General features: G+C 45.4%; 18 protein-coding genes. 8 read left to right on the top strand and 10 right to left on the bottom strand.

Translation table 11 applies throughout. The features are described from left to right. Positions 1–16 precede the first annotated feature (16 nt). The gene (locus AC27HD_RS10915; RefSeq protein ID WP_487105782.1) at positions 17–1,075 is read right to left on the bottom strand and encodes a GGDEF domain-containing protein; all 1,059 of its coding nucleotides are present in this window, start codon (positions 1,073–1,075) and stop codon (positions 17–19) included. A gap of 268 nt (positions 1,076–1,343) precedes the next feature. Here AC27HD_RS10915 and hemC point away from each other — a divergent pair, with 268 nt between their 5' ends. The 5 genes from hemC to AC27HD_RS10890 all read left to right on the top strand — a co-directional run bounded on the left by hemC (position 1,344) and on the right by AC27HD_RS10890 (position 6,974). Then, complete coding sequence (hemC, locus tag AC27HD_RS10910) at positions 1,344–2,282, top strand: hydroxymethylbilane synthase (RefSeq protein ID WP_487105780.1); 939 nt, start codon at positions 1,344–1,346, stop codon at positions 2,280–2,282. 10 nt (positions 2,283–2,292) lie between these two features. Next, positions 2,293–3,054, top strand: a complete 762-nt coding sequence (locus tag AC27HD_RS10905; RefSeq protein ID WP_487105778.1) for a uroporphyrinogen-III synthase — start codon at positions 2,293–2,295, stop codon at positions 3,052–3,054. Next, complete coding sequence (locus tag AC27HD_RS10900; RefSeq protein ID WP_487105776.1) at positions 3,055–4,239, top strand: uroporphyrinogen-III C-methyltransferase; 1,185 nt, start codon at positions 3,055–3,057, stop codon at positions 4,237–4,239. After that, positions 4,236–5,411, top strand: coding sequence for a heme biosynthesis HemY N-terminal domain-containing protein (locus AC27HD_RS10895; protein WP_487105774.1), 1,176 nt, complete (start codon positions 4,236–4,238; stop codon positions 5,409–5,411). Before AC27HD_RS10900 ends, AC27HD_RS10895 begins: the two co-directional genes overlap by 4 nt. Positions 5,412–5,747: 336 nt before the next feature. Next, positions 5,748–6,974 (top strand): threonine/serine exporter family protein, encoded by a 1,227-nt coding sequence (locus tag AC27HD_RS10890; RefSeq protein WP_487105772.1) that lies wholly within the window; start codon positions 5,748–5,750, stop codon positions 6,972–6,974. 98 nt (positions 6,975–7,072) lie between these two features. On the opposite strand, the gene AC27HD_RS10885 is transcribed toward AC27HD_RS10890, so the two are convergent. From AC27HD_RS10885 to AC27HD_RS10865, 5 genes are all read right to left on the bottom strand, one after another. Next, positions 7,073–8,083, bottom strand: coding sequence for a GSU2403 family nucleotidyltransferase fold protein (locus tag AC27HD_RS10885; protein WP_487105770.1), 1,011 nt, complete (start codon positions 8,081–8,083; stop codon positions 7,073–7,075). 208 nt (positions 8,084–8,291) lie between these two features. Beyond that, the gene (locus AC27HD_RS10880) at positions 8,292–9,362 is read right to left on the bottom strand and encodes a DUF697 domain-containing protein (protein WP_487105768.1); all 1,071 of its coding nucleotides are present in this window, start codon (positions 9,360–9,362) and stop codon (positions 8,292–8,294) included. Continuing rightward, the gene (locus tag AC27HD_RS10875; RefSeq protein ID WP_487105766.1) at positions 9,362–10,750 is read right to left on the bottom strand and encodes a YcjX family protein; all 1,389 of its coding nucleotides are present in this window, start codon (positions 10,748–10,750) and stop codon (positions 9,362–9,364) included. Before AC27HD_RS10875 ends, AC27HD_RS10880 begins: the two co-directional genes overlap by 1 nt. 267 nt (positions 10,751–11,017) lie before the next feature. Next, positions 11,018–11,779 (bottom strand): MBL fold metallo-hydrolase, encoded by a 762-nt coding sequence (locus AC27HD_RS10870; protein ID WP_487105764.1) that lies wholly within the window; start codon positions 11,777–11,779, stop codon positions 11,018–11,020. Between the two features lie 40 nt (positions 11,780–11,819). Beyond that, positions 11,820–12,743: a LysR family transcriptional regulator gene (locus AC27HD_RS10865; RefSeq protein WP_487105995.1), complete on the bottom strand. Its 924-nt coding sequence runs from the start codon at positions 12,741–12,743 to the stop codon at positions 11,820–11,822. A gap of 288 nt (positions 12,744–13,031) precedes the next feature. Between AC27HD_RS10865 and AC27HD_RS10860 the strand changes: the two genes are divergently transcribed. Then, positions 13,032–14,252, top strand: coding sequence for an acyl-CoA dehydrogenase family protein (locus AC27HD_RS10860; RefSeq protein ID WP_163106537.1), 1,221 nt, complete (start codon positions 13,032–13,034; stop codon positions 14,250–14,252). Between the two features lie 160 nt (positions 14,253–14,412). On the opposite strand, the gene AC27HD_RS10855 is transcribed toward AC27HD_RS10860, so the two are convergent. Then, on the bottom strand, positions 14,413–17,139 hold the full coding sequence (locus AC27HD_RS10855) for a TonB-dependent receptor plug domain-containing protein (RefSeq protein ID WP_487105762.1): 2,727 nt from the start codon (positions 17,137–17,139) through the stop codon (positions 14,413–14,415). A gap of 516 nt (positions 17,140–17,655) precedes the next feature. Between AC27HD_RS10855 and AC27HD_RS10850 the strand changes: the two genes are divergently transcribed. Continuing rightward, a complete protein-coding gene (locus AC27HD_RS10850; protein ID WP_487105760.1) occupies positions 17,656–18,228 on the top strand; it encodes an outer membrane beta-barrel protein in 573 nt (190 codons plus the stop codon). 240 nt (positions 18,229–18,468) lie between these two features. Here AC27HD_RS10850 and AC27HD_RS10845 read toward each other — a convergent pair whose 3' ends face one another. Then, the gene (locus AC27HD_RS10845) at positions 18,469–18,786 is read right to left on the bottom strand and encodes a CcdB family protein (protein ID WP_487105758.1); all 318 of its coding nucleotides are present in this window, start codon (positions 18,784–18,786) and stop codon (positions 18,469–18,471) included. Then, positions 18,786–19,031, bottom strand: a complete 246-nt coding sequence (locus tag AC27HD_RS10840) for a type II toxin-antitoxin system CcdA family antitoxin (protein ID WP_487105757.1) — start codon at positions 19,029–19,031, stop codon at positions 18,786–18,788. The genes AC27HD_RS10845 and AC27HD_RS10840 overlap by 1 nt, the downstream gene beginning before the upstream one ends. Before the next feature lie 174 nt (positions 19,032–19,205). Between AC27HD_RS10840 and AC27HD_RS10835 the strand changes: the two genes are divergently transcribed. After that, complete coding sequence (locus tag AC27HD_RS10835; protein ID WP_487105755.1) at positions 19,206–20,402, top strand: alanine racemase; 1,197 nt, start codon at positions 19,206–19,208, stop codon at positions 20,400–20,402. Between the two features lie 12 nt (positions 20,403–20,414). On the opposite strand, the gene AC27HD_RS10830 is transcribed toward AC27HD_RS10835, so the two are convergent. Next, a complete protein-coding gene (locus AC27HD_RS10830; RefSeq protein ID WP_487105753.1) occupies positions 20,415–21,788 on the bottom strand; it encodes an alpha/beta hydrolase family protein in 1,374 nt (457 codons plus the stop codon). Between the last annotated feature and the right edge of the window lie 170 nt (positions 21,789–21,958).

Below are 21,958 nucleotides of genomic sequence, written 5' to 3'. Positions count from 1 at the left end.
CCTTAAGCCCTAAACCTCACACAACCTTGTTTCTGCCGCTGTTTTTAGCTTGATACAGGTTGTCATCGGCCTGCTTGAGTGTCGCGTTTATGTTGCCATCGGTTAACGCAGTTGCCACGCCAAAACTTGCCGTTATCTTGTGATGAATATCACCTTTATCAAAAGGCTTGGCCTCCACTTTAGCGCGAATAATCTCGGCTAATTTTAATGCCTGAGTCAGCGTCGCCTTTGGAAATATCACCAAAAACTCTTCCCCGCCAGTGCGCGCTACAATATCCGTTGTGCGCACTGCGCTTTTCATTATCTCGGTGAAGTGTATAAGCACTTCATCGCCCACGTCATGTCCGTAAGAATCGTTGATCACTTTGAAGTGGTCTATATCAACGACAACCGTGCTTAGTGGAAAATAGCTGGCGGGGTCTTTCGACACTTTTTCAAAATATACCGCTTCTAAGAATCGTCGGTTTGGCAGTTTAGTAAGAGGGTCGGTATTGGCCTGACGCATGCGCTCTAGGTTTTCCTCTAGCATTTCTTTTCTGCTTTGATGCCAAAAGTTTTCTGCAATAAAAGCAACGCAAATAAAGCACCCCATAGAAATAAGAAAACGGGACACGTCTTCTTCAGCGTACTGCGCGTAAATAAGATGCTGATTAAATAGCATAACAATAGCCAACATCATGGTGGCTGCTACATAAAGTAGCGCTGGCCTAAAGCTCACTACAATAATCTGGATAAAAATAAGCGGATATAAAAAATACAGGCCGGTATTGTTGTATCCCCCCGTATAGATAAGTGCATTAAAGGTAAACAGAACAATAAGGCCCGCTACATAATAAGAGACGTCTGAGTGGGGAAAAATATGCGAGGCTATTAAGTTAAGGTAAATAACCGCGGCTGATACTGCCAGCGCGGTGACTAAAAACGGGTTATCGCCACCTACATTTATTCCCGCCATAATGGCCATGATGGTGCCACCCACATAGGAAATAAAATACAAGGTTAAGCGTCGACGCCTAGCTTCAGCTTCGTCCTTGTGCGCGCTTTTTAATAGGTTGCGTAAAAATGAATGCTCCATATACCTAGCTCTTACTCATTAAACGTAGTGGTGGCACTTCGAACGGTGCCTCTTTAAAATTTTAGTACGCTGGACTCAATGCATTTGTTCCATATAAACCAGAGGAAAACCACGTGAATTCAACACATTTTCGTCTGATATGCGTATAATATAGCTTACGTTTTCCTGAATATAATTCTAAATGTCAGGTATCGCATCCAATTTGAGCAGCATTATAGCCTAGTGTTAGCATCGACATCATTTTAACTATTTATAGCGTGGAATTATCATGAGTCACCAAGATACGTCTCGCACCATTCGAATTGCAACCAGAAAAAGTGCACTAGCGCTATGGCAAGCAGAATATGTGAAAGCAGAGTTATTAAAGCACTATCCATCGCTAACCGTTGAGTTGGTGCCGATGAGTACGCAGGGCGACAAGATTTTAGACACTCCCCTTGCCAAAATTGGCGGTAAGGGCCTTTTCATTAAAGAGCTTGAAATTGCCATGCTTGAAGGCCGAGCCGACATTGCTGTGCACTCAATGAAAGATGTACCGGTGGCATTTCCTGAGGAATTTGGGTTACACGCCATTTGCGAACGTGAAAATCCGTTTGATGCTTTTGTGTCTAATCACTATGACAGCGTAGATGCCTTGCCAAATGGTGCCGTAGTTGGAACTAGCAGCCTGCGCCGTCAGTGCCAAATTCGCAAACACCGCCCTGACCTCATTATTAAAGACCTGCGCGGTAACGTTAACACCCGATTAGCCAAACTTGATGCCGGCGACTATGACGCTATCATTTTAGCGTCGGCGGGTCTTATTCGATTAGAAATGCAAGATCGCATTAAAATGGCGTTACCTGCTGAAGTGTCTTTGCCAGCAGTAGGCCAAGGCGCTGTAGGCATTGAATGTCGCAACGACGATGCCCAGCTTATTGAATTATTGAGCGCCTTAAACCATGACGAAACTCATGTGCGAGTAACCGCAGAGCGCGCAATGAACGAGCGTTTAGAAGGCGGCTGTCAGGTGCCTATTGGCAGTTTTGCTACCCTCGACGGTAATACTTTGACACTAACCGGCATGGTTGGAAAACCCGATGGCACAACATTACTATTTGCCTCGGCTACCGCGTCTGCAGAAAAAGCAAAAGACATTGGTGTAGAAGTCGCCGATGCGCTTCTAGAGCAAGGCGCTGGCGAAATTTTAAAAGCCCTTTACGAGTAAGTAACGCCCAATGCTGCTTTTTACCCGCCCCCTGCCAAAACTCGCCTCTAGCGCAAAAGCGTTTGATGCTGCCGGGCTTGATGCAGTGGGCGCGGCCACCTGTGACATTGTTTACGTTAAATCTGAACGCAATGCCATTAGCACATTTTTAGCAGAAATGAGGGTAGATGTGATCATTGTCACCAGTGTTTACGCTGTTGATGCGGCTGAAGATGCGGTGCAGTCACTGATTGAAAAAGCGGTGCCTAACAGTAGCCTACCGTTAATTATTGCCGTTGGTGATGCCACTGCTAAAAAGCTTCATCACGCCCTTTGTGCTATACCACAGCAAATATCACCGCTCATTATACTGACTCCTGAGATACATACATCAGAAGGTATATTGGCTATGCCTCTACTCAATGAGGCAAAGGGCAAACAAGTAGTTATTATAAAAGGAGAAGGCGGTAGACAGCTCATAGCTGACGGACTGACGGCAAAAGGTGCCTCGTGTCAAAGCTTCTGCGTATACCGAACCGAACAACTTGCTGACCCAATTTACACAAAGTGCTGGAAAGTTGAGGATGTTCGCGGCATCATCGCTACAAGCGAAGCAATGGCAATGCAACTTATACGCAGCCAAGGGCATGCAATTTTATCTCTGCCCTGGCTTACGGTTAGCGAACGCATAGCCGTATCGCTGAGAAAATGTGGAGTGACAGAGGTGTTTGTATGCCACCGTGCCACTGACCAAGCGTTAATTGCTTGGGTAAAGGACAACTGGGAGTATTGAATGGCCGATAATAAAGATAATGGCGTGCAAGATAGCAAAGAGACTGATGACGCAGTGATTGGTGTCGATGTAAAACGCAATGCAGAAGATTCAACAACTTCTGCTAAGCCAGACGCTAACACAAAGGCAAAAAAGAAATCATCTGGAAATGGCCTGCTGTGGTTTGTCGTTTTTATTCTCTTCTTATTAGTAATAGGCCTCGCCGGCGCTGGCTACTGGTATTACACGCAGCAGCAATCAAGCAGCAGCTCTATGACAAGTGCACAGCAGCAAACTACGGCAAAGATTAATGCATTAGCTTCTGCAAGAGACGACGTAAACAGCACGCTTAGCCGAATTGCTCGTGATAACGACGCTTTAAAAGACACCATTAGCGACCTTCAAAAGCAAAACGAAACTTTGTCTCTACAAGCAGAATCTACCCTTGAGCAACTGAATCAAATGGAAGGGCGTCGCCCAGCAGACTGGCTTATTGCCGAAGCCGACTATTTAGTGCGTATGGCGGGACGAAAACTGTGGCTAGAAAACGACGTTCGCACTGCCATCTTACTGTTAGTAAACGCTGACAAACGCTTGAAATCGTTAGCCGATCCGTCGGTATTGCCCGTACGCGCCGCACTAGCACAAGATATTCAAACCCTTCAGCAGCTAAATCCTGTGTCGCAGAGTTCGGTAGCCCTAGCGCTAACTGGTATGGTAGCGCAAATTGATAAACTGCCCTTAGACACCTTTGAAAAGCCCGAAGACAAAGACGCTGCAGATAATGCCCTTTCTGAGTCTACCGACGACTGGAAAGACAACTTAGCAAAAGTATGGCACTCATTAGTTGATGACTTTTTAACGGTAAAATCTATTGAAGGCCCTATTGAGCCGGTATTGTCGCTTGAAGCACAGTTTCTTATTAAAGAGCAGCTGCGACTGCAGCTTATGCACGCACAATCTGGTGCATTAACTGCTGACGCCGGTCTTTATAAACAGTCTCTGCAATATGCACAAACCCTGCTTATTGAAAAGTTTGATACAGAGAAAAGCCAGGTCAGCGGATTTGTTAACGCTTTACAAAACTTGCTAGAAACTGATGTGGCGCGCCCTATTCCTACCGAGCTTGTATCGCAAAAGCCGCTAGAGCAACTTCTAGACCGCCGTGTTAAACAGGTCTTTGGTCAAGGAGCAAGCGCACTATGAAATGGTTAGCTATTGCCCTTGCGGTATTAGCCGCATTCGTTGTCGCGCTTATTGTTGGCCCTATGATTTTAGGCGACAAAGGTTACGTATTAATATCCCTCGGTGAAACCGCGGTAGAAATGACGGTGATCAGCTTTTGCATTCTGGTAATAGGCGCCGTAATCGCATGGTACGTGCTGTCTCGATTAACACTTTGGGCACTAAGTTTAATTACTGGCTCTCATCGCTGGTTTGGCACCTTAGGCGAACGCAAGCGCAAGCGCGCCTTTTACGATGGCTTACACGCCATGGCCGCAGGCGATATTGAACTGGCTCAAAAATCGTTAAGCAAAACCACCAACGGCGATTTTGAAGGGGTAAATTATCTTGCCTCTGCGCAAATTGCGTTTACAAGTGGCGAGCTAAACAAAGCCCGTTACTTTTTAGAGCAAGCAAGTGATTACGGCAATGCAAAAGTAGCCGCTACGGTTATGCTCTCTCGCATTGATATCAGTGAAGGTAAACATACCGAAGCATTAGAAAAGCTAAATGCGTTAGATGAGAAAGACCAAGAGAATAAGCAGGTTATTCGCCTTAAAGCACAGATACTAGCGGAACTGGGTATGTGGCAAGAGCTACAGAACAAATTATCCGGATGGCGAAAGGCCCTGGCGAAAGAAGACTACAAAGCCTGGTCGCAGCGCATCGCAAAAGGTAAGTTTGCTGAAATTGCCAGTAAACAAGGCGCCGTTGAGCTTAAGAGTTACTGGGAAGACTTACCCCGTAAAATGCGCAACGACGATATTTATCAGGCGGCGTATGTTCAGCAACTGCTCGACCAAGGCATGCATTCTGATGCGCAAACCCTGTTAGTAGAATGGCAGAAACGAGGGCCAAACAGCAGCTTATTCCCTCTGTTCACTCAGCTTAACATTCCCGATTCGTCGCCGTCTCTGCGCCTATTAGAAAGCTGGATTAAAAAAGACGAAAAGAACATCGAGCTGTATTCTACCTTAGGACAAGTTGCCTTTAATTCTGGCGACGATGTATTGGCAGAAAAAGCGCTATTGAAAGCCACCAAAATGGCATCGCGCAAAGAAGACCTATTGCTACTGTCTGCCATTAGCGAACGTCAGCACGATACCGCAACAGCACTTCAGCTTTACAAAGAAGGGCAACAAATAGCGGGCTAATGTGGCGTGGCACACCGTGTTTTTTACACGTAAGCTAAACAATAAACTACTCAATTTAAAACGCGCTTTTATGAAAATAAAGGCGCGTTTTTTTGTACCTGCCACAGTAGAACCTGCTGTAGCGCACTATTATTTTTTCTAATCTCAAAAGCGAGAAAATTTGTTTTGCTTTCGCAAACAAGCGTCCGTACACTCCGCACAAATTCAGCTAGCGCAAATTTTAGCCAGACGTTATGTGTTGCCCTATACTTTTTTAAACAGCATGTATGGCTGCATCTTTAAACGCTTTTTCACTCGCTATTTATGTTTTTGGCCCTAACTCACTAAGGAACTCTGTTGGACACAATTGAATTTATTCAAATTCGAAAGTTTATTGTTAAGCTTGGCAAAATGCTGCACAAGTACGGTACGCCTGCATTCAGACTAGAGGCCTACTTAACTGAAATTGCCACATATCTTGGTGTCCATGCCTCATTTATTTCTACGCCTACGTCGTTAACCATTGTTATTTGGAGCGATCGTCACGAAGACGAATACAACCACTCAGCGCGCCTAATGCCTGGTGAGTTAGACATGAATGCGCTCTCGTTAACCGATGAGCTAGCCAGCTCCTTATTAAAAGGCGAACTCTCCTTAAGTGAAGCCAATACTCGCTTAGACGAAATAGACGCAATGGGCAGTTTATACGGCAAACTACCAACCGGTATTGCTTATGGCATGGCCACCGGCGCATTCGCCATGCTGATGGGAGCCAGCTGGTCTGAAATTGGATGGTCTAGCGCTCTTGGCCTACTTGCCTTTGTATGGACGCTTTGGGCGACCCGCTCTAAACGAGTTAACTTAATGCTAGAGCCAATGACCGCCTTTATCGCAGGCCTATTAACGTGCGCCATTGGCAGCTATGTAGACCCCGGTATTAACATTCCCCTCGTTGTGCTGTCATCGGTAATTGTATTTGTTCCTGGTCTTGCCCTAACTATGGGGTTAGCGGAACTGTCTTCGAGGAATATGGTGTCGGGTACAGCGCGTACCATGGATGCCATTATGCAGTTATTTAAACTGTATTTTGGGGCCTTTCTTGGCGTTACTGCAGGCTTTAATTTGTTTGGCGAAAACATCTATACTCCGGCGCAGTCACTGCCTTACTGGGCAACCTGGCTATCGGTATTATTGCTGTGCATTGCCCTAGTGGCCATTTTTAGAACCCGAGTAAAGCACATTCCGTGGGCACTAGCGGCAGCTTTTATTGCCTACAGTGCAACAGCGTGGAGTGCCGATTACATGAGTCCAGGCTTAGGCGCATTCGTAGGCGCATTTGCATTAGGCATATTTGCCAACGGGTTTACCCGCATAGCGGATCAACCAGCGACCATTGTGGCTATGCATGGCTTAATAGTACTGGTACCAGGCTCAAAAACCTACATTGGGCTGAACTCGTTTATGACAGGAAAAGACTTTGTGCAGGCTGATCATTTAGGCCAAGAAGTGTTTCTGATATTCATGTCCTTAGTGGCAGGACTCATATTTGCCAACGTCGTTATGCCTACAAAAAAGGCGCTTTAAACAGCGCTTTGGCAATTACTATATAGTTAGACAGGACTCTGCACTCCTCTAATTAAATAACAAAATTGGATATTTAACGCCTGTCTAAAACAACATAATCACAGATCAAAGTCGTCCATCGAATCCGTAGCCTGTCTTGATACGAAGTTAGGAAAAATCTTTTGGATAGCTTTAGTAGGTGGTAAGTCTGTCATTTCGCGGCGGATCAGGGTGGCTATTAGCCTAGCTTGGTCCTCGTCACGGTTTCGCTTTAATGAATTGCGATCCGGTTGCTGGCTGACAAACCACTTGTGCAATACGAAAGCTCTTGGGTCAACAGTACGAAGCCTTAAAGGCATGCCCCTATCATCAAACGTGATCGCTTCGAAATTAGGCGCGGCGACGTGCCATTTGAGTGAATCAATCGCCACCGGCGTCAGATCGCCTTGTTCTAAAATTGCATCAAACTCGTTAGGTTTAAGCTGGTGACCACCTTGAGTGACAAAGTCTACCCTGTACCCATTGTTATTAGCAGCTGAAAATTCATGCTCGGACGCGGAGACACGGCGAAACGACTTGTCGCTATCCTTGACAACATCAAGCAAGGTGCGGCGTTTTAAACTTGCCGCAATGCGAATTCCCTGCCGAGCATCCATTAAAATATCGACGTCGTTTGTAGCCAAATGTTCAGGCATGATGACTGAAGATGCTCGAGCCTCATACGCATAAAGGGCATTTGTTCCAATTAATCGATATGGAATGTTTTGTTTCTGTAACGCTCGTATTACACGCGCTCCCGGCACAGGAAAACGGTTCAAGCCATTTACACGAATATACCCTGCGTGGATGGATATCTGTTCACGCAGCTGCGCATCACGTTCTTTATACTCTTGCTGCTGGGATTTAAAACGCAATATTAAGGCCTCAGTACTTGAGCAGCGCCGACCTAGTGAGGTATTTTTACCATGGGAGAAAGCTCTGTAAAGGTACTGAGTACCATTGATTGTTTTCCAATGCATTGAGCCAGCCATCTTCCCACTGTCAATACGATGTGCCTCATACTGTGTGAAAAGCGCCTGCGCGTTTACTACTACTCGCGCTTGCTCTGAAGTAAGCTTTCGGTATCCCATGGTAAGCCTCTATCGAAACCGTGAATAATTTCCATACTCTAGAATACAGCCATTTAACTAAACTTATAATAAATTTATCTATTTTTTAGTTAAACCCTTTATTGACGTAATCTCGCTTCGCAAAAAATTATTAATACGCCACATTTACCACTCAGCTAACAATTAAATTTCTTAACTATAAATCAGATACTTAAAAATCAAACTCGACCTACTTAAGCAACGCGATAAGTGCCCTGCCAAGTCTTGCATTTAAGGCGCCTGCGGCAATGGCTTCGGCGGAATTTTCCATGAATTTAGCCGATAGGCTGCCACCAATTTGATTGGCGACTTCGTCGGTAGCTAAATCAAAAATGCCCTGGGCGGCAATATTTTGCGCCAGCACTTTTAATAACTTCCAGTTGCCCGCCGTACTTGGGCGTAAGCCGTACACCCGTGCCATGCGACGTATTGTGCGAAAGCTTATCCAGATAACCGCAAAGGTTTGAATAAGGTTGTTTGGGCTAATAAACGCTAAACTACCGGCTGTTACCGACTCTTTGTTAAGCACCTTGTGGGCTTTCGCTTGCACTGGGGTTAATACCGTATCTTCATAAAGCCCAAGCAGCTCCCTTGCCGTCATATCGCTTTGCACTGTTTGCTTGTAGCGCGCAAAACAGTGAGCCGCATAAGAGCCTTTTGTAAAACGCTGTCCATGGGCGGTAAGTACGCGATTAACATCGTTAATACTGATATCACTTTGCTTTGCTGCATCCCTTTTTTCTTGTAGCAATGTACGAATGGCAGCAGCGTCGTTCATTGCCGTATTAACCTGCTTATAGCCTCGCCATTCACGAAAACTTAAATAACTCAATGTGCTAACAAAACCTGCTAGCAGTGCGCCTAATACGCCAGTACCAATGGGGTGTTCGCTCACATTGGCCACTAAGGTGGTGTAAGCATCAAACGTAAAAAAACCTAAAACCGACAGCACACCAAATATCAGGGTTGCACTGCCTAACGACACGCCTTCTTTTTCTACCTCTAAGGTCCAGCTATCGTTTTCTACTTGCGCGGGCAGCTTAGTTTCCGGGGGCTCTATATCAAGGGTTTGCGTCGTCACTTTTGAACGATAAGGCGCTTTGTATTCGGCTTTATTTTCAGAGCTGCCATCGTGCTCATCAAACCCGGCCTCTGCAGCCCTATTTGTTTCGGGCTTGTTTTTTAAGTGTGCAGGGCCTTTAGACGGTGCATCATCAAAGTCATCACTGGTATAAAACGGGCCTTCGTTACGCTCTTTCATTATTGCTCTCCTTTACCCAGTAAAAATTGTAGAAGCCTGTCTAGCCCTTTGCCGGCTAATATTCTGGCCTTAAAGTCTGCGGGCATCTTTGCATTAGGCACGGGGAAATGCGCCCCCTCTTCCATTTCTTTTAACGCACTAGGCACAGGCTCGAACGTAGATTCAACGTAAGCACCATCGGCATTTTTATAACGAATTGCCTGCGGGGTGCTGCCTTTGTCTGTTACCTCTATAGCCGACACTAAGAAATGCTCAAACTCAATAGGCTTGTCGGTAAAGCGAGCTCTTGCACCTTCGGTAATCTGAGTCAGTAAACTCAGTAAATTCTCGCGCTGACTAACAGGAATTAAATCGGCTTTTGTTGCCACAAACGCCACTTTTCCTATCTGCTCTTTTTTCAGCACATTGCGCGAAAACCAGCTACTTTGCCCGTACACAAAGGTGTCAGCCAAATGACTGAGGGTTTCTTTTAGCTGATATAAATGCTGACGACTGTGGTTAAGCCCTTCAAACAAATCAACCAAGATAATTTGCTTGTCTGTCTCTTTAAAAATTGACTGCTTCAATGGCGCTAACCATTTGTCTTGAAACGCACCAAAATGCTGTTCAAACGCTTTGTACCACGGATGAGATACGTCGCTGGTAATGCTTGAGGGCAATGGCGTAAAGCCAAAGCTTTGCCAATCAAAATCGCTGGAATCTAGTAAAAAACTGCCTGGCTGCAGCAAGGATATTCCTTGGCGCTTGGCTTCAATTAAATACTGCCTGTATGCATGCACGAGGTGCTGAATACGTTCTGGCGTTGGAGGCTGCTCAAAGTCAAAGCTGTTAACGACTTGCTTCCAATCGTGCGCAAAGTGCTGTTGCGGCCCACCGCTTAGCTGCGCCCATGCAGAGTCTGACCACTGTGCATAGCTTTTACTTAGCATGGGAATGTCGGTTATCCACTCGCCGGGATAGTCAATAAATTCAAACACAATGTCGGTATGGGGAAGCACGTGGCGCTTAATCGACGCGGTTTGCTTTAGCCTAACAATAAGCTTAAAACCGAACGCTTCTTCTGTCGCCGCGGGCCACTGACCTTGCTCTAAAGCGGCCAAGTTTTCTACTTGGGGGAAAGGCTTATAGCCCTCTATTGGCTCAATTCGAATATCGAGTACTTGAGATGGCGGCAAGTAACGCAATAGCGGTAAGCAGGCATAACCTTCCTCACTTCTACTTTTTAGCATGGTTACAAGGCTAGTAAACAACATAGACTTTCCGCTGCGACTTAGCCCAGTAATAGTGAATCGATGTGTTTCTTTACTAAAAACATCCGCTAACGTGTTGCTTGTCAGCGACGCTGCTGCCATTGTTTTATCAAACAATGCGGCAATATTTTTTTGCATAGTAGAGGTTATGTCCCGTTTTGTGCGGCTATTAATATCGCTATAAAATGGCTAGTAAACCGCTGCACACTGTTATTCACACTGCTTTTGGAGCAGCGTGGCGCGCAAGCAAAAGTCTGCATTGTGTAACACGCAGCGTAAACTATCGATAGTACGTTCTATTAATAGTGGTTCTTTCGTGGTTAAAAGCAAGGGCAGTGCCAGATATTAACGCTTGGCATTATGTAACATTCCATTACCGTTCAGCGTTATAGAGCGTCATTCAATCTAATGATCTTTGGTGACACCAAACAGCTTTTTCTTGATGCGGTTTTTACTTGAGTGCCAGTGGTTCTTTGGCTTTATAGGGGCATTATCGATGACATGCTCAAAGTCTATATCACTTTTAGCCGTAGGCGGCACGTGGGCACAGAAGAAGGTGTCTATGGATGATTGCGCCAATGTTTTTAAACTTTCTCTGTACTGATTAGGATGACAAAGAGGGTATGGCGGAACCAGCTTTCCTTTTACCTTTACCAGCACATCGGCAATGTAGGCTTGCTTGCTAGGCACGTGCGTAACTGAAAGATCGTGATCCGTATGGCCTGGCGTGTAAAGCACCTGCCAGTTAGCAAAAATAGGTAGCGTTTGGTTGTCTTTTAAAAGAATGTCGGGGGCAAGAATGGGGTTATACCAAATAGACTCTTTCGCTTTGCCTATTCTATCTGCCACCCACCAGGTGAGTAATAAATCGATAATATGCGCAGTGCGCCCCCCAAGCCCCTTATACCAAGCTGCGGCTTTAGGATGAGATGCCACCTGCGCGCCAGTTCTCTTACGCAAGCGCATTGCGCCACCAGCATGATCGGGGTGCATATGAGTAACCACTATCAACCTTAAATCGCTTAATGGTCGCCCTAACGTACTCGTAATATACAAGCACACTTTGTCTACATCCGCGCGGCTGCAGCCGTCTAGTAACAGCAGCCCCTCGTTATCTTCGGCAAGATAAATGTGTTGTATATAACCTGGCAACGTATGAATTTTCATAGAACAACCTAAATAAGCACGTTTCGCATGCTAGCAAAAATTATCTGGTAAGACCAGATTCGGCGAACAACTGTAGCATCAACCCCTTTAACCACATAAGGCCCGGCTCACTCTCGTGCTGGCTGTGCCAATACAAATGAGTTTCTAGTGCAGGTAACCCATAAGGTAGCGGCGCAGAAATAAGTTTGTCGTCTGATATTGCCACCGCCACAGAGCCTGGCAGCGTAAGTATGGCGTTAGTACAGGCTACCACGTCGGCAGCAGCACGATAATTTTGGCAGCGCCACAGCGAGGGCCTATTGACTCCAAGCTGCTGTAACGCTATTTCTTCTACCGAGGCCCCTTTCGCGCGATTAGACACAGTAATATGCCTAGCCTCAAGGTAGTGTTTTTTGTCTAGTTGATTTACCAGCAGATTGTTGCGATTCATCAATACACGATAGTTATCTCGGCGCAGCATGCTGTGAGATATGGGCTTTGGCACAGCGCGGCCAATATCAATGGCCAAATGTAAACTGCGATTGCTTAAATCAGCTTCCATGGTATCGCGTTGTAAGCGTGTACTTACTATTTCTATGTTTGGCGCTGATCGCTCAAGTTGGCTAAGCAAAGTGGGCAACACACCTAACTCTAAAGACTCTTGCATAGCAATAACAAAACGCTGATGACTTAAAGCAGGGTCGAAATGATTAAACTGCTCTAGCGCACTTCGTATTTGGGTAAGGGCATGCAATATATCGGGGGCAAGTCGCTCGCAAGCGGCTGTAGGTAACATATGCTGCTTTTCTCGCACAAACAGTGGGTCGCCTAGCAACTCCCTAAACCTGCGCATGGCGTGACTAACAGCAGAAGGCGTAATATGCAGAGTTTCAGCAACACGAGACATATTACGCTGCTGCCACAGGGCTTCGAACACTTTCAATAAATTTAAATCGAGTTTCTCAAACTGCCTGGTATCAATCATTTTCTGCATACCCTTCTTGTTAATGCTTTTTTTACACCCTCTGAGGAGCTGTAAACGACCACACCAATAATGCATTTCAGTAAAGCACACTATGAACATCATTCATATATTGCTGATATTATATTTCATTTCATTCAAAACCATTGCTCTACTAAGCTAGGTGACATCAAGAAATAACTGTAGAAGTTAATTACATTAGAGTTTAAACACGTTGAACCGCACAGTTGGGTTTTAGCAGCACCACCGCGGCAACATTGCAGTGTTATATTTAGCTTAATAGGGGTACCCATGGACTTTTCACATAACGACAAAACCAACGCTTTGCTAGAAAAACTCGATGCGTTTATTGCCGAGCATATCGAGCCTATCGAAAATGAGGTGTACGACTTTCACCATAAAGAAAATAATCACAGTGATTGGAAAAGCTGGAAGCTGCACCCTAAAACCGAAGAGCTCAAAAAGAAGGCTCGAGATGCTGGGCTAGCTAATCTCTTTTTGCCTGATGACAAACTAGGAAAAGGGTTAACCACCCTTGAATATGCTCCAATGGCCGAGCGCATGGGTAAATTTTTATTCGCCCCAGAGATTTTTAATTGTAATGCCCCCGACACGGGCAATATGGAAGTGCTTTACCATTTTGGTAACGACGAACAAAAAGCCCAGTGGTTAACGCCGTTATTAGCTGGTGAAATACGCTCGGTATTTGGCATGACCGAGCCAGATGTGGCCTCTTCTGATGCAACTAATATGGCCGCCACCATTATTGAAGATGGCGATGACGTAGTTATTAATGGCAAGAAATGGTGGTCTACAGGGCTTGGTCACCCTAATGCCGCCTTTACTATATTCATGGGCTTATCGAACCCTGACAACGACAGACACAGCCGTCATAGCATGGTGATAGTGCCTTTAGATACCAAGGGAATTACGATTAAACGCATGCTAGATGCCTATGGTGATTTTGATGCGCCATATGGTCATGGCGAAATGCACTTTGATAACGTACGCGTAAGTAAGGCCAACGTGATCACCGGGCTAGGTAAAGGGTTTGCCATAGCGCAGGGGCGCTTAGGCCCAGGCCGAATTCACCACTGCATGCGCGCCATTGGTATGGCAGAGAAGTCCCTTGAACTTGCCCTTAAACGAGGCCACGAGCGAGTTGCATTCGGTAAGCCTATTATTAAGTTAGGCGGTAACTTAGAGCGAGTTGCCGATGCGCGAATGGCTATTGAGCAGGCCCGCTTACTCACACTGCATGCTGCCTGGAAAATTGATAATTTAGGCGTTAAGCACGCCATGACTGAAATTTCAGCCATTAAAGTCGTCGTGCCAAACATGCTTCAAGACGTGGTAGATATGGCACTGCAGTTACACGGTGGTGCAGGTATGTGTAGCGACTTCCCGTTAGCACGTTTTGCCGCTGGGGCTCGTGCACTGCGTTTGGCCGACGGGCCAGATGAAGTGCATAAAGGCATGGTGTCTAGATTAGAGCTTAAGAAATATCAGTAAATGATCTAGCGCGTGTTGAGCTTAGCCACATGCTTTAGCACTCCATAAATAAAAATGCCGCTTTCCGGTGCCTCACTATGAGATCACAAGAAAGCGGCATTTTTGTATGTGGCTGCTAGCAGCCACATGGTCAGTACTGAATACTTTTTAAGTAAAGCGTTTAGTACGTGTAGCGTGCTTGTACGTAGTACGAACCACCGTTGAAACCAAACGGGCTAGCTTCAGAATAAAGCTGACCTAAGCTTCCTGCGCTTGGGTTTTCTTCAGGGTAAGTGTCGAACAAGTTATTAGCGCCAACTACCAAATCTAGATTCTCGCTGTAAGAATAGAGTAGTTCCACGTCAACCAGTACCTCAGCACCAATACCGTTAACACCGTTGCCAGTATCGTCCCAACCACCGAAGTAATTAGCGCGCACTAGCGTTCTGAAGTCGCCTTGGGTGTGTGTCCATGAAACGTTACCACGCAAATTAGGCAGTAAGTCTTCAATGGCAGCAACACGGCCTTCACCAATTGGGTTAAGCGTACCAACATCGTCCACTTCGGTTTCGTTGTAGTTAGCCGCTAGCGTTAAGCGTGAACTTCCGCCCCACGCATCAAAGCTGTAGTTACCAACCACATCGATACCGCGTGTTGTGGTGTCAAAGCTGTTAGAGAAGAATCTAAATTGAGATAGGTCGTCTAAGCCAATAAAGTTTTGACGATCGATGATGCCAGAAGAATCAAGCTCCGTTAGCGCTTCAGATACAGACGCGTAGCTCGTACCGCCACCTGCAAAGTTAAGTGCGTCAAGGAAGTCTACGTTAGCACCAAGTGCTACGCGGTTTTCAAGCTCGATGTTGTAGAAATCTACTGTCCAGCTCATGTCCGCAACGTCTACCGAGAAGCCAACAGAGAAGTTTTTCGCTTCCTCTGGGCCTAAGTCTGGACGACCGTTCCCCTGGCTCTCAATGAAATCAGCGGCTAGCTGACCCGCTGCCGATGACAAAGGCAACGTACCTTGGTCGATAAGCACGCCATTCACGTTCTGTGTAGTTACGTTTGTAATATTCGCCTGGCCCGCTGTTGGTGCGTGGAAGCCCGTTGAATAAGCACTGCGAATACGGAAGTCGTCAGTTACGTGGAAAATACCCGCCAGTTTAAAGTCGGTAGTATCACCAAACTCGCTGAAATCTTCACGACGAACTGCGGCTTGTAGGGTAAGTGACTCTGTAACGTCAGCTTCTAAATCAACATAGAACGCTGTACTGTCTTGTGACGCGCTAGTGTTGCTTGGGAAGCCACCAAAGCCGTTCGAGCTTGATGAAAACCCTTGGCTTGCCAATGGACCTAACGCAAATGAAGCGGCGTCGCCTGCATACAGGTCGAACTCTTCTTCACGGTATTCAGCACCAAAGGCTACGTTTAAATCTGATTCAAAACCAACGTCTATGCCATACACAAAGTTAAGGTTAAACAAGGTTTCTGTTTGTTCTTGACCACCCGGATTAAAATCGCGCGGCGTATCGGGGCCTAACGATGCATTAATTGTGTTATTAATGAAGAAGTCAGTTCTATTAGAGCCGCGCTGTGCGCTAACGTCGTAATACAAACCTGTGCCCACTTCTAGGTCGCCACGTAAACCAACCGTGAACGCCATATCCTCGTTTTCACCACCAAAGCGTGGCACAAAGCCCAATGGGATCGTTTCGATAAACGAGAAACAGTTGTCATCGGCTTGAACTTGCTGAAGGAACGTTGGGTCTGGGAATACATTGCCGTTACCGCCAATTGGGATACCTGCAATACAGCTTCCGCCTACCCCTACTCCGTCTAGGTCACCAACAAGCACTGAGTGCACACCGTTCTCATCTTCCATACCTGTTAGTGGATCAACTAATGGGCCGGCGTAAACACCACCACGCTGACTGCCTTCGGTTACCGGGTTACGATAGAAGAAACCGCCAGTAACCGTACGCTGACCGTAGTTACCAAACAGGTAAACCTCGGCTGCATCGCTAAACTCATACCCAGAGTTAATGAACACTTTTACATCGTCTTCAACGTCTGGCTGACCCCAATACTGAGGCACTTCGTCTGTGTACGCGTTAATGGTAGAGAAGTCTGACTGTGCTAAGTACCCAGCATCAACCATAGCCGCAACATCGTTGCGCACTACCGAGCGGATAGTGCCTTCTACGTCGCGAATTTCACCAGTTACGTTTACAAAGCCGCTATCGCCTAAAGAGAAACCCGCGTTAGCAGAAATAGTGTAGTTGTCTCCGTCGCCTTCATAGGTAGAACCATAGTTAGCGCGAAGCTCGAAACCTTCGTCATCATCGCGAAGCAAGAAGTTAAGCACACCGGCAATGGCATCAGAACCGTACTGTGATGATGCACCGTCGCGCAGTACTTCAACCTGCTTTAACGCCAGCGACGGTATAGCTGAAATGTCGACACCTTGTGCCCCATCAGAAATACCACCACCTAAAAATGAGATAATTGAGCCACGGTGTCTACGCTTACCGTTAACCAACACCAGTACGTTATCGGGTGATAAGCCTCGCATGTTGGCAGGACGCACGATGGTTGCCGCGTCGCTTATTGGCTGAGTGTTTACATCGAACGACGGTACGTTGGTGCGAAGCATGTCTTGTACGTCAGAGGATGAGTTTTGACGAAACTCGTCACCACTGATCACATCAACAGGTACCGGAGAATCTGCCGCAGAACGGTTAGTCATGCGCGTACCGGTAACAATAATATTCTCAAAACTTTCTGCTTCTTCTTCCGCTTCCTGTGCCAATGCAGGAGCAGAAAGTGCGGCAAATAATGGTATAGACCCAGCTAGCAGCGCTGAGGTTATACGATTAAGTTTACGACCTTTTGTGAAGTTACTTTGGTTCACTGTGTGTCTCCTTCAAGACGTGTTGTTTGTATAAATATTATTTTTATTATGTTTTGTGATATTCAAAATGACGCGGCGAGGCAAAATCTCACCCTGTGCATTTTTGATGCTACAATAATGCGCCTTATTAGTACAAGTATTTCGTTATTTCAATTTTTAAGCACTACTCATCACTATTACCCCAATATCAAATTACTACTTTAGGATAATACTTTCCCACCAGATGCTAACAAAAGGGCAACAATCTGATTAAATAATGAGCTAATTTTTTACACTCAGTTAACATGTAAAACGATTAAGCATCATCATTATTAGTAGAAAAAACGACTCGTTTAACGGTGATAAATTGGGTTTATTGATTAGCGAAAAATATGTGTCAGAAATTACATCTCGTAACATATAAGCATCTGAAAAAAGTAGATTAGTTCTTAATAAAGCGTATATTCCACGCTGCCTGGTCCTGGTCTCGAATTCGGGGTTCCCAACCACAGGCACTAAACATTAAGGAATGATTAAATGAAAAAACTAATTCTTGCTGCCGCACTAAGTGCAATATCTGCAGCCTCTTTCGCAGCTGCTCCTGCTTGGGATTTTGTCCAAGCCAGCTATGTAATGACCGATTTTGATGATGCTGATTTAAACTATGAGCCAGATGGCTTTGCCATTTCAGCATCAAAACTAGTGACAGACGACGTGTTTGTTACCGGTAGCTATTCAATGCAAAATGACGATATCTTTAGCACTGAAGTAGACTTCGATAGATTGTCACTCGGTTTAGGCTATCGCTATGCACTATCAAACAAAACAGACCTTTACGGTATTGTTAGCTATGAAGATGTTGAAATATCGGGTAGTGGTGAGTCTGAAAGCGAAGACGGGTATGGCTTAACAGCCGGTGCTCGCTCTATGGTAATGGACAACATAGAACTTCGCGGTGCTGTGAAATATATTGATACTGACAGTGGCAGCGACACATCGCTTCTCATTGGTGGCGACTACTTCTTCTCTCCTGCCTTTGCTGTAGGTGTTAGCTATGAAACTTCAGACGACCTGAGTACGTTTGGATTGAATGCACGTTATAACTTTTAATGTGATGTAACCCCTATATGGCGTAAATTTTTACATTATTATAGTTTTAGGCGCTAACGATAAAGCCGGGTAGGTAAATTCTATACCCGGCTTTTTTATTTCATTTTTTTGCTTATTTGCTTTTTGAAAGTGACACTCTAGAGCGCAGTGAAGCTATGGTTCTTTATGCAGACTAATCCAAATATTTTGTCAAAAGAACTGCGTTTAATGCAGTTACGTCAGAATTTGATTGGCTAGCGTTTAAATACCCGTAATCGCAAAGTCTATTGCGTCGATAAGTATGACTCTTGATTCCTCAAGCGTTCCAATTGCGACTTTAAGAGTGTCTATTGGAACGGTTGTTATTTGCTGAGAGAGAAAAACATAGCCGACACCGTCAAAATCAATTTCAGGAGTCAGCTTTTTAATAGCCAAGCTATTACCCTGATTACTTTTAGCTAAAGGTACGACTAATCGAGTTGATAAGTCACTTAACACTGAATGCTGAATATCAACTAAAAATGGATATGCATCTTTAGATGACTTGCTAAGATTTCTATATACGTCAAATTGCGCCATTAAAACGCCCTGTGCTCATCACTTAGTAAGCCATTTTCCTCTACGAAATTATTATATTTCTCTATTGATTGCTTGTTGTCCTCTCGCCACTGCTCTGCTTCGATAACTTTTAGCTTCTCTTCAATAGCACTTTCTAGAGTAGCTGATAAATTAACTTTCAACTCTCGCGCTTTTTGCAGTAAATCGCTATTAATGCTTACATTAGTTGCTTTTTTGGGTGCTTGAAGATCGTAGACCTTATCCATAAACAGCTCCTTCAATGAGATTACAATTTAGTATACGCATAAATATGCGCATATGCATGCGCATTTAAATCTTGGTGATTAGTGTGAAATTCTAAGCTCGACTAGAGAAATACACTCGAAACCTGCGTCCTAGTGCATTACTGTATGTAGTATTCAAATTATTGTGTGGCGCTTATGCATTTTACTCCAACCAACATTGAAGACTTACCCACCCCCTGCTGCTTGATAAACAAAGCCAAAATGCAGCGGAACATTGCTCGGCTGTCTGCGCATATTGGTAATTTAAACTGCACACTGCGCCCTCATGTTAAAACCCATAAATCGATTGAAGTGACTAAGGCCATTATTGATGCTGGTAACGTTAAAGGTATTACGGTTTCAACGCTAAAAGAAGCCGACTATTTCTTTAAACACGGCATAAACGATATTTTATATGCGGTGGGTATTACACCAAACAAAATAGCCCACGTAGCACAGCTTATTGAGCAAGGTTGTGACCTAACGGTTGTCATTGATAATGAGGATATGCTGTCACTTATCTTTGAGAAAATGGCACAGCACAACTGCGTATTTAAAGTCATTATTGAGCTAGATACCGACGGACATCGCTCTGGCGTTAACCCTCACTCTGACACGCTCATTTCCATGGCTAAACACATCAGCAATAGTGCTCATGCAACGTTTGAAGGGGTGATGACCCATGCTGGCGAGTCTTATGCTTGCTTTACTGAAAAAGCAAAGCAAGACATGGCGGCACAAGAGCGCGACCTGACTCTACATGCAGTAAAACGTTTGTTTGAAGAGGGAATACACTGTAATACGGTTTCTATTGGCTCTACCCCTACCGCATTTGCCGTTGACCAACTCGACGGCATCACCGAAGTGCGCGCAGGAGTGTACGTATTTTTCGACCTTGTAATGGCAGGGTTAGGCGTATGCGACATAGACGATATTGCTATGTCGGTATTGGGCACGGTAATAGGCCATCAGAAAGACAAAGGCTGGGTAATAACCGATGCTGGGTGGATGGCCATGTCGAGAGACCGCGGCACCGCCGATCACGTTCAAGATTATGGTTATGGGCTAGTTGCCCCTTCAAGTAGCCACAATACGCGTTATATCATGAGCGACGCAAACCAAGAGCACGGCATTATTACTGCGGTTTCAAACACGAGCCCCGAAACGCTGTCACAAAGCCAAATGCAGCCCCAATCAAAAAGCACTGACGGTATTTTCACTCATTTCCCGGCGGCCAAAGCCGTAGAAATTCTTCCTAATCATGCGTGCGCCACCGCGGCGCAGTACAACCATTATTACGTAGTAGAAAATGGCGTTGCCGTAGATACGTGGCATTCGGTTACGGGCTGGTGAGTGAAAGTAAGGTTAGTCTTGCGGCTTCAACCATTCAAATTTTAACCCTTTAGCCGTTCGATTTTTAAAACCGTTCCAATGCGTGTGTTCTGGCTGTTCCTCACCGCTTTTATCTTTGGCCCATTTGCCCTCATTCGAAAACGGCACCAGGTCTAAATAATCTTGCATTTCAGTATTCTTTTTTAGGTACTTACCTAGCCAAGCTGTTGTGAAATGCTGAGCAATATTGTTCATTCTGACGCTTTCCCATACCGAATCGGTATAGTGCACACTCACGTTAATTCCGAGCTCTTCGTTGTAATAAAAGCTTTCTTCAGGCGCGGGCATTGGCGCACCCGCACTGTGGTTGGCATTCTCATAGGTAAGTAGCGCTCGCTCGGTATTCTTCGCATTTTGCCAAAGCGCTCTTACGCCATTTTCGTATCCAGAAACATCATCAACAGAGCCCGCAACAAACAGCATGGGTACGTCTATGTCGGCTAAACCGTGCTCATTCCAAACGTTATAATTCATTCCCCACGGGGCAAACGCGATAACGGTTTTAATTCTTGAATCGGGCCGCTTGGCTTGAGAAGTTGAAGCCTGTTGATACATGCTTAACAGCCCCGAAGGCACCATATTGTTAGACTCTGCTGCTTGCTTGGTCATTCCTGCGCCGCTCATTATTACTGCGCCGTAACCACCCATCGAATATCCGATAATGGCCGTGTTTCGCGTATCAACGATGTTATGCAAGAAAGAGTCTGAAGTTTCGCTGAGCCTTTCAATTTCATTAAGCACAAAGCCTTGGTCGAGGGGGCGGTTAACGAGCGTCGATTTGAAAGCACTTAACGTGCGATAAGTAGAGTCGGTATGGTCGATTGAGGCAACCACGTAACCTTTTGATGCCAAGTTCTCACCCAAATGAGACATTAAATAGCGGTTTCCAGGATAACCATGGGAGATAATAACAAAGGGGTGGGCTTGGTCGCTTTGCGCAGGACTCGCGTCGCGCATTGCTTTACCATGAAGACTAATTTTGGTTTTACCGTCGCGTAAATAGATAGTTTGTATTTTACTGCCAGTTGCATCTTCAGCCGCTGGATACCAAAGCTCTACCGTAAGCGGCCTATCGTATTTTGGAAGTGTGGGCGCATCGGAGCCACTAGAGTTAGCCACCGATGAATCAAGCTGGGCTGTATCAATATTCACAACATCAATCTGATTGGGGTTAGTAAGTTCGAGTGTGCGCACGCCCACGTTATATTGACCATATTTTGCTAATTGGGGCGCATCGGGTCGTTGAGTATCAATTCTATTTTCGCCGTTGGCACTTGTGGTTAATCCCAACAACACAAACAGGGAAGTCATTACTGTGGCAAAGCTAGATGGGTACAAGTTTTTCATTTTATGCCCTTTGTTATAAAGCATGAGTGTGGAATAGGTTGCCTTTTATAGGCTATTTGTTTCAAGCGGCCTGTTATAGTGCCTGCCTAATTACTCGCGTGCGCTTGATAATACGTGAAAAATAATACACTTAAGCTACAAACAAAAAAGCCAGCGGCAATAACATCACC

Source organism: Alteromonas sp. 4NS20-0143, from assembly GCF_057542855.1.
The sequence above is the reverse complement of the archived record's forward strand: the minus strand, read 5'-3'. Positions and strand labels throughout refer to the sequence as shown.

Excerpts from the sequence above, each read along its gene's own strand:
- AC27HD_RS10830 (WP_487105753.1), bottom strand. The coding sequence starts at position 21,788 with ATGAAAAACTTGTACCCATCTAGCTTTGCCACAGTAATGACTTCCCTG.
- AC27HD_RS10860 (WP_163106537.1), top strand. The coding sequence starts at position 13,032 with ATGGACTTTTCACATAACGACAAAACCAACGCTTTGCTAGAAAAACTC.
- AC27HD_RS10915 (WP_487105782.1), bottom strand. The coding sequence starts at position 1,075 with ATGGAGCATTCATTTTTACGCAACCTATTAAAAAGCGCGCACAAGGAC.
- hemC (WP_487105780.1), top strand. The coding sequence starts at position 1,344 with ATGAGTCACCAAGATACGTCTCGCACCATTCGAATTGCAACCAGAAAA.
- AC27HD_RS10895 (WP_487105774.1), top strand. The coding sequence starts at position 4,236 with ATGAAATGGTTAGCTATTGCCCTTGCGGTATTAGCCGCATTCGTTGTC.
- AC27HD_RS10880 (WP_487105768.1), bottom strand. The coding sequence starts at position 9,362 with ATGAAAGAGCGTAACGAAGGCCCGTTTTATACCAGTGATGACTTTGAT.
- AC27HD_RS10870 (WP_487105764.1), bottom strand. The coding sequence starts at position 11,779 with ATGAAAATTCATACGTTGCCAGGTTATATACAACACATTTATCTTGCC.
- AC27HD_RS10850 (WP_487105760.1), top strand. The coding sequence starts at position 17,656 with ATGAAAAAACTAATTCTTGCTGCCGCACTAAGTGCAATATCTGCAGCC.
- AC27HD_RS10885 (WP_487105770.1), bottom strand. The coding sequence starts at position 8,083 with ATGGGATACCGAAAGCTTACTTCAGAGCAAGCGCGAGTAGTAGTAAAC.
- AC27HD_RS10845 (WP_487105758.1), bottom strand. The coding sequence starts at position 18,786 with ATGGCGCAATTTGACGTATATAGAAATCTTAGCAAGTCATCTAAAGAT.
- AC27HD_RS10840 (WP_487105757.1), bottom strand. The coding sequence starts at position 19,031 with ATGGATAAGGTCTACGATCTTCAAGCACCCAAAAAAGCAACTAATGTA.
- AC27HD_RS10900 (WP_487105776.1), top strand. The coding sequence starts at position 3,055 with ATGGCCGATAATAAAGATAATGGCGTGCAAGATAGCAAAGAGACTGAT.
- AC27HD_RS10835 (WP_487105755.1), top strand. The coding sequence starts at position 19,206 with ATGCATTTTACTCCAACCAACATTGAAGACTTACCCACCCCCTGCTGC.
- AC27HD_RS10865 (WP_487105995.1), bottom strand. The coding sequence starts at position 12,743 with ATGATTGATACCAGGCAGTTTGAGAAACTCGATTTAAATTTATTGAAA.
- AC27HD_RS10875 (WP_487105766.1), bottom strand. The coding sequence starts at position 10,750 with ATGCAAAAAAATATTGCCGCATTGTTTGATAAAACAATGGCAGCAGCG.
- AC27HD_RS10905 (WP_487105778.1), top strand. The coding sequence starts at position 2,293 with ATGCTGCTTTTTACCCGCCCCCTGCCAAAACTCGCCTCTAGCGCAAAA.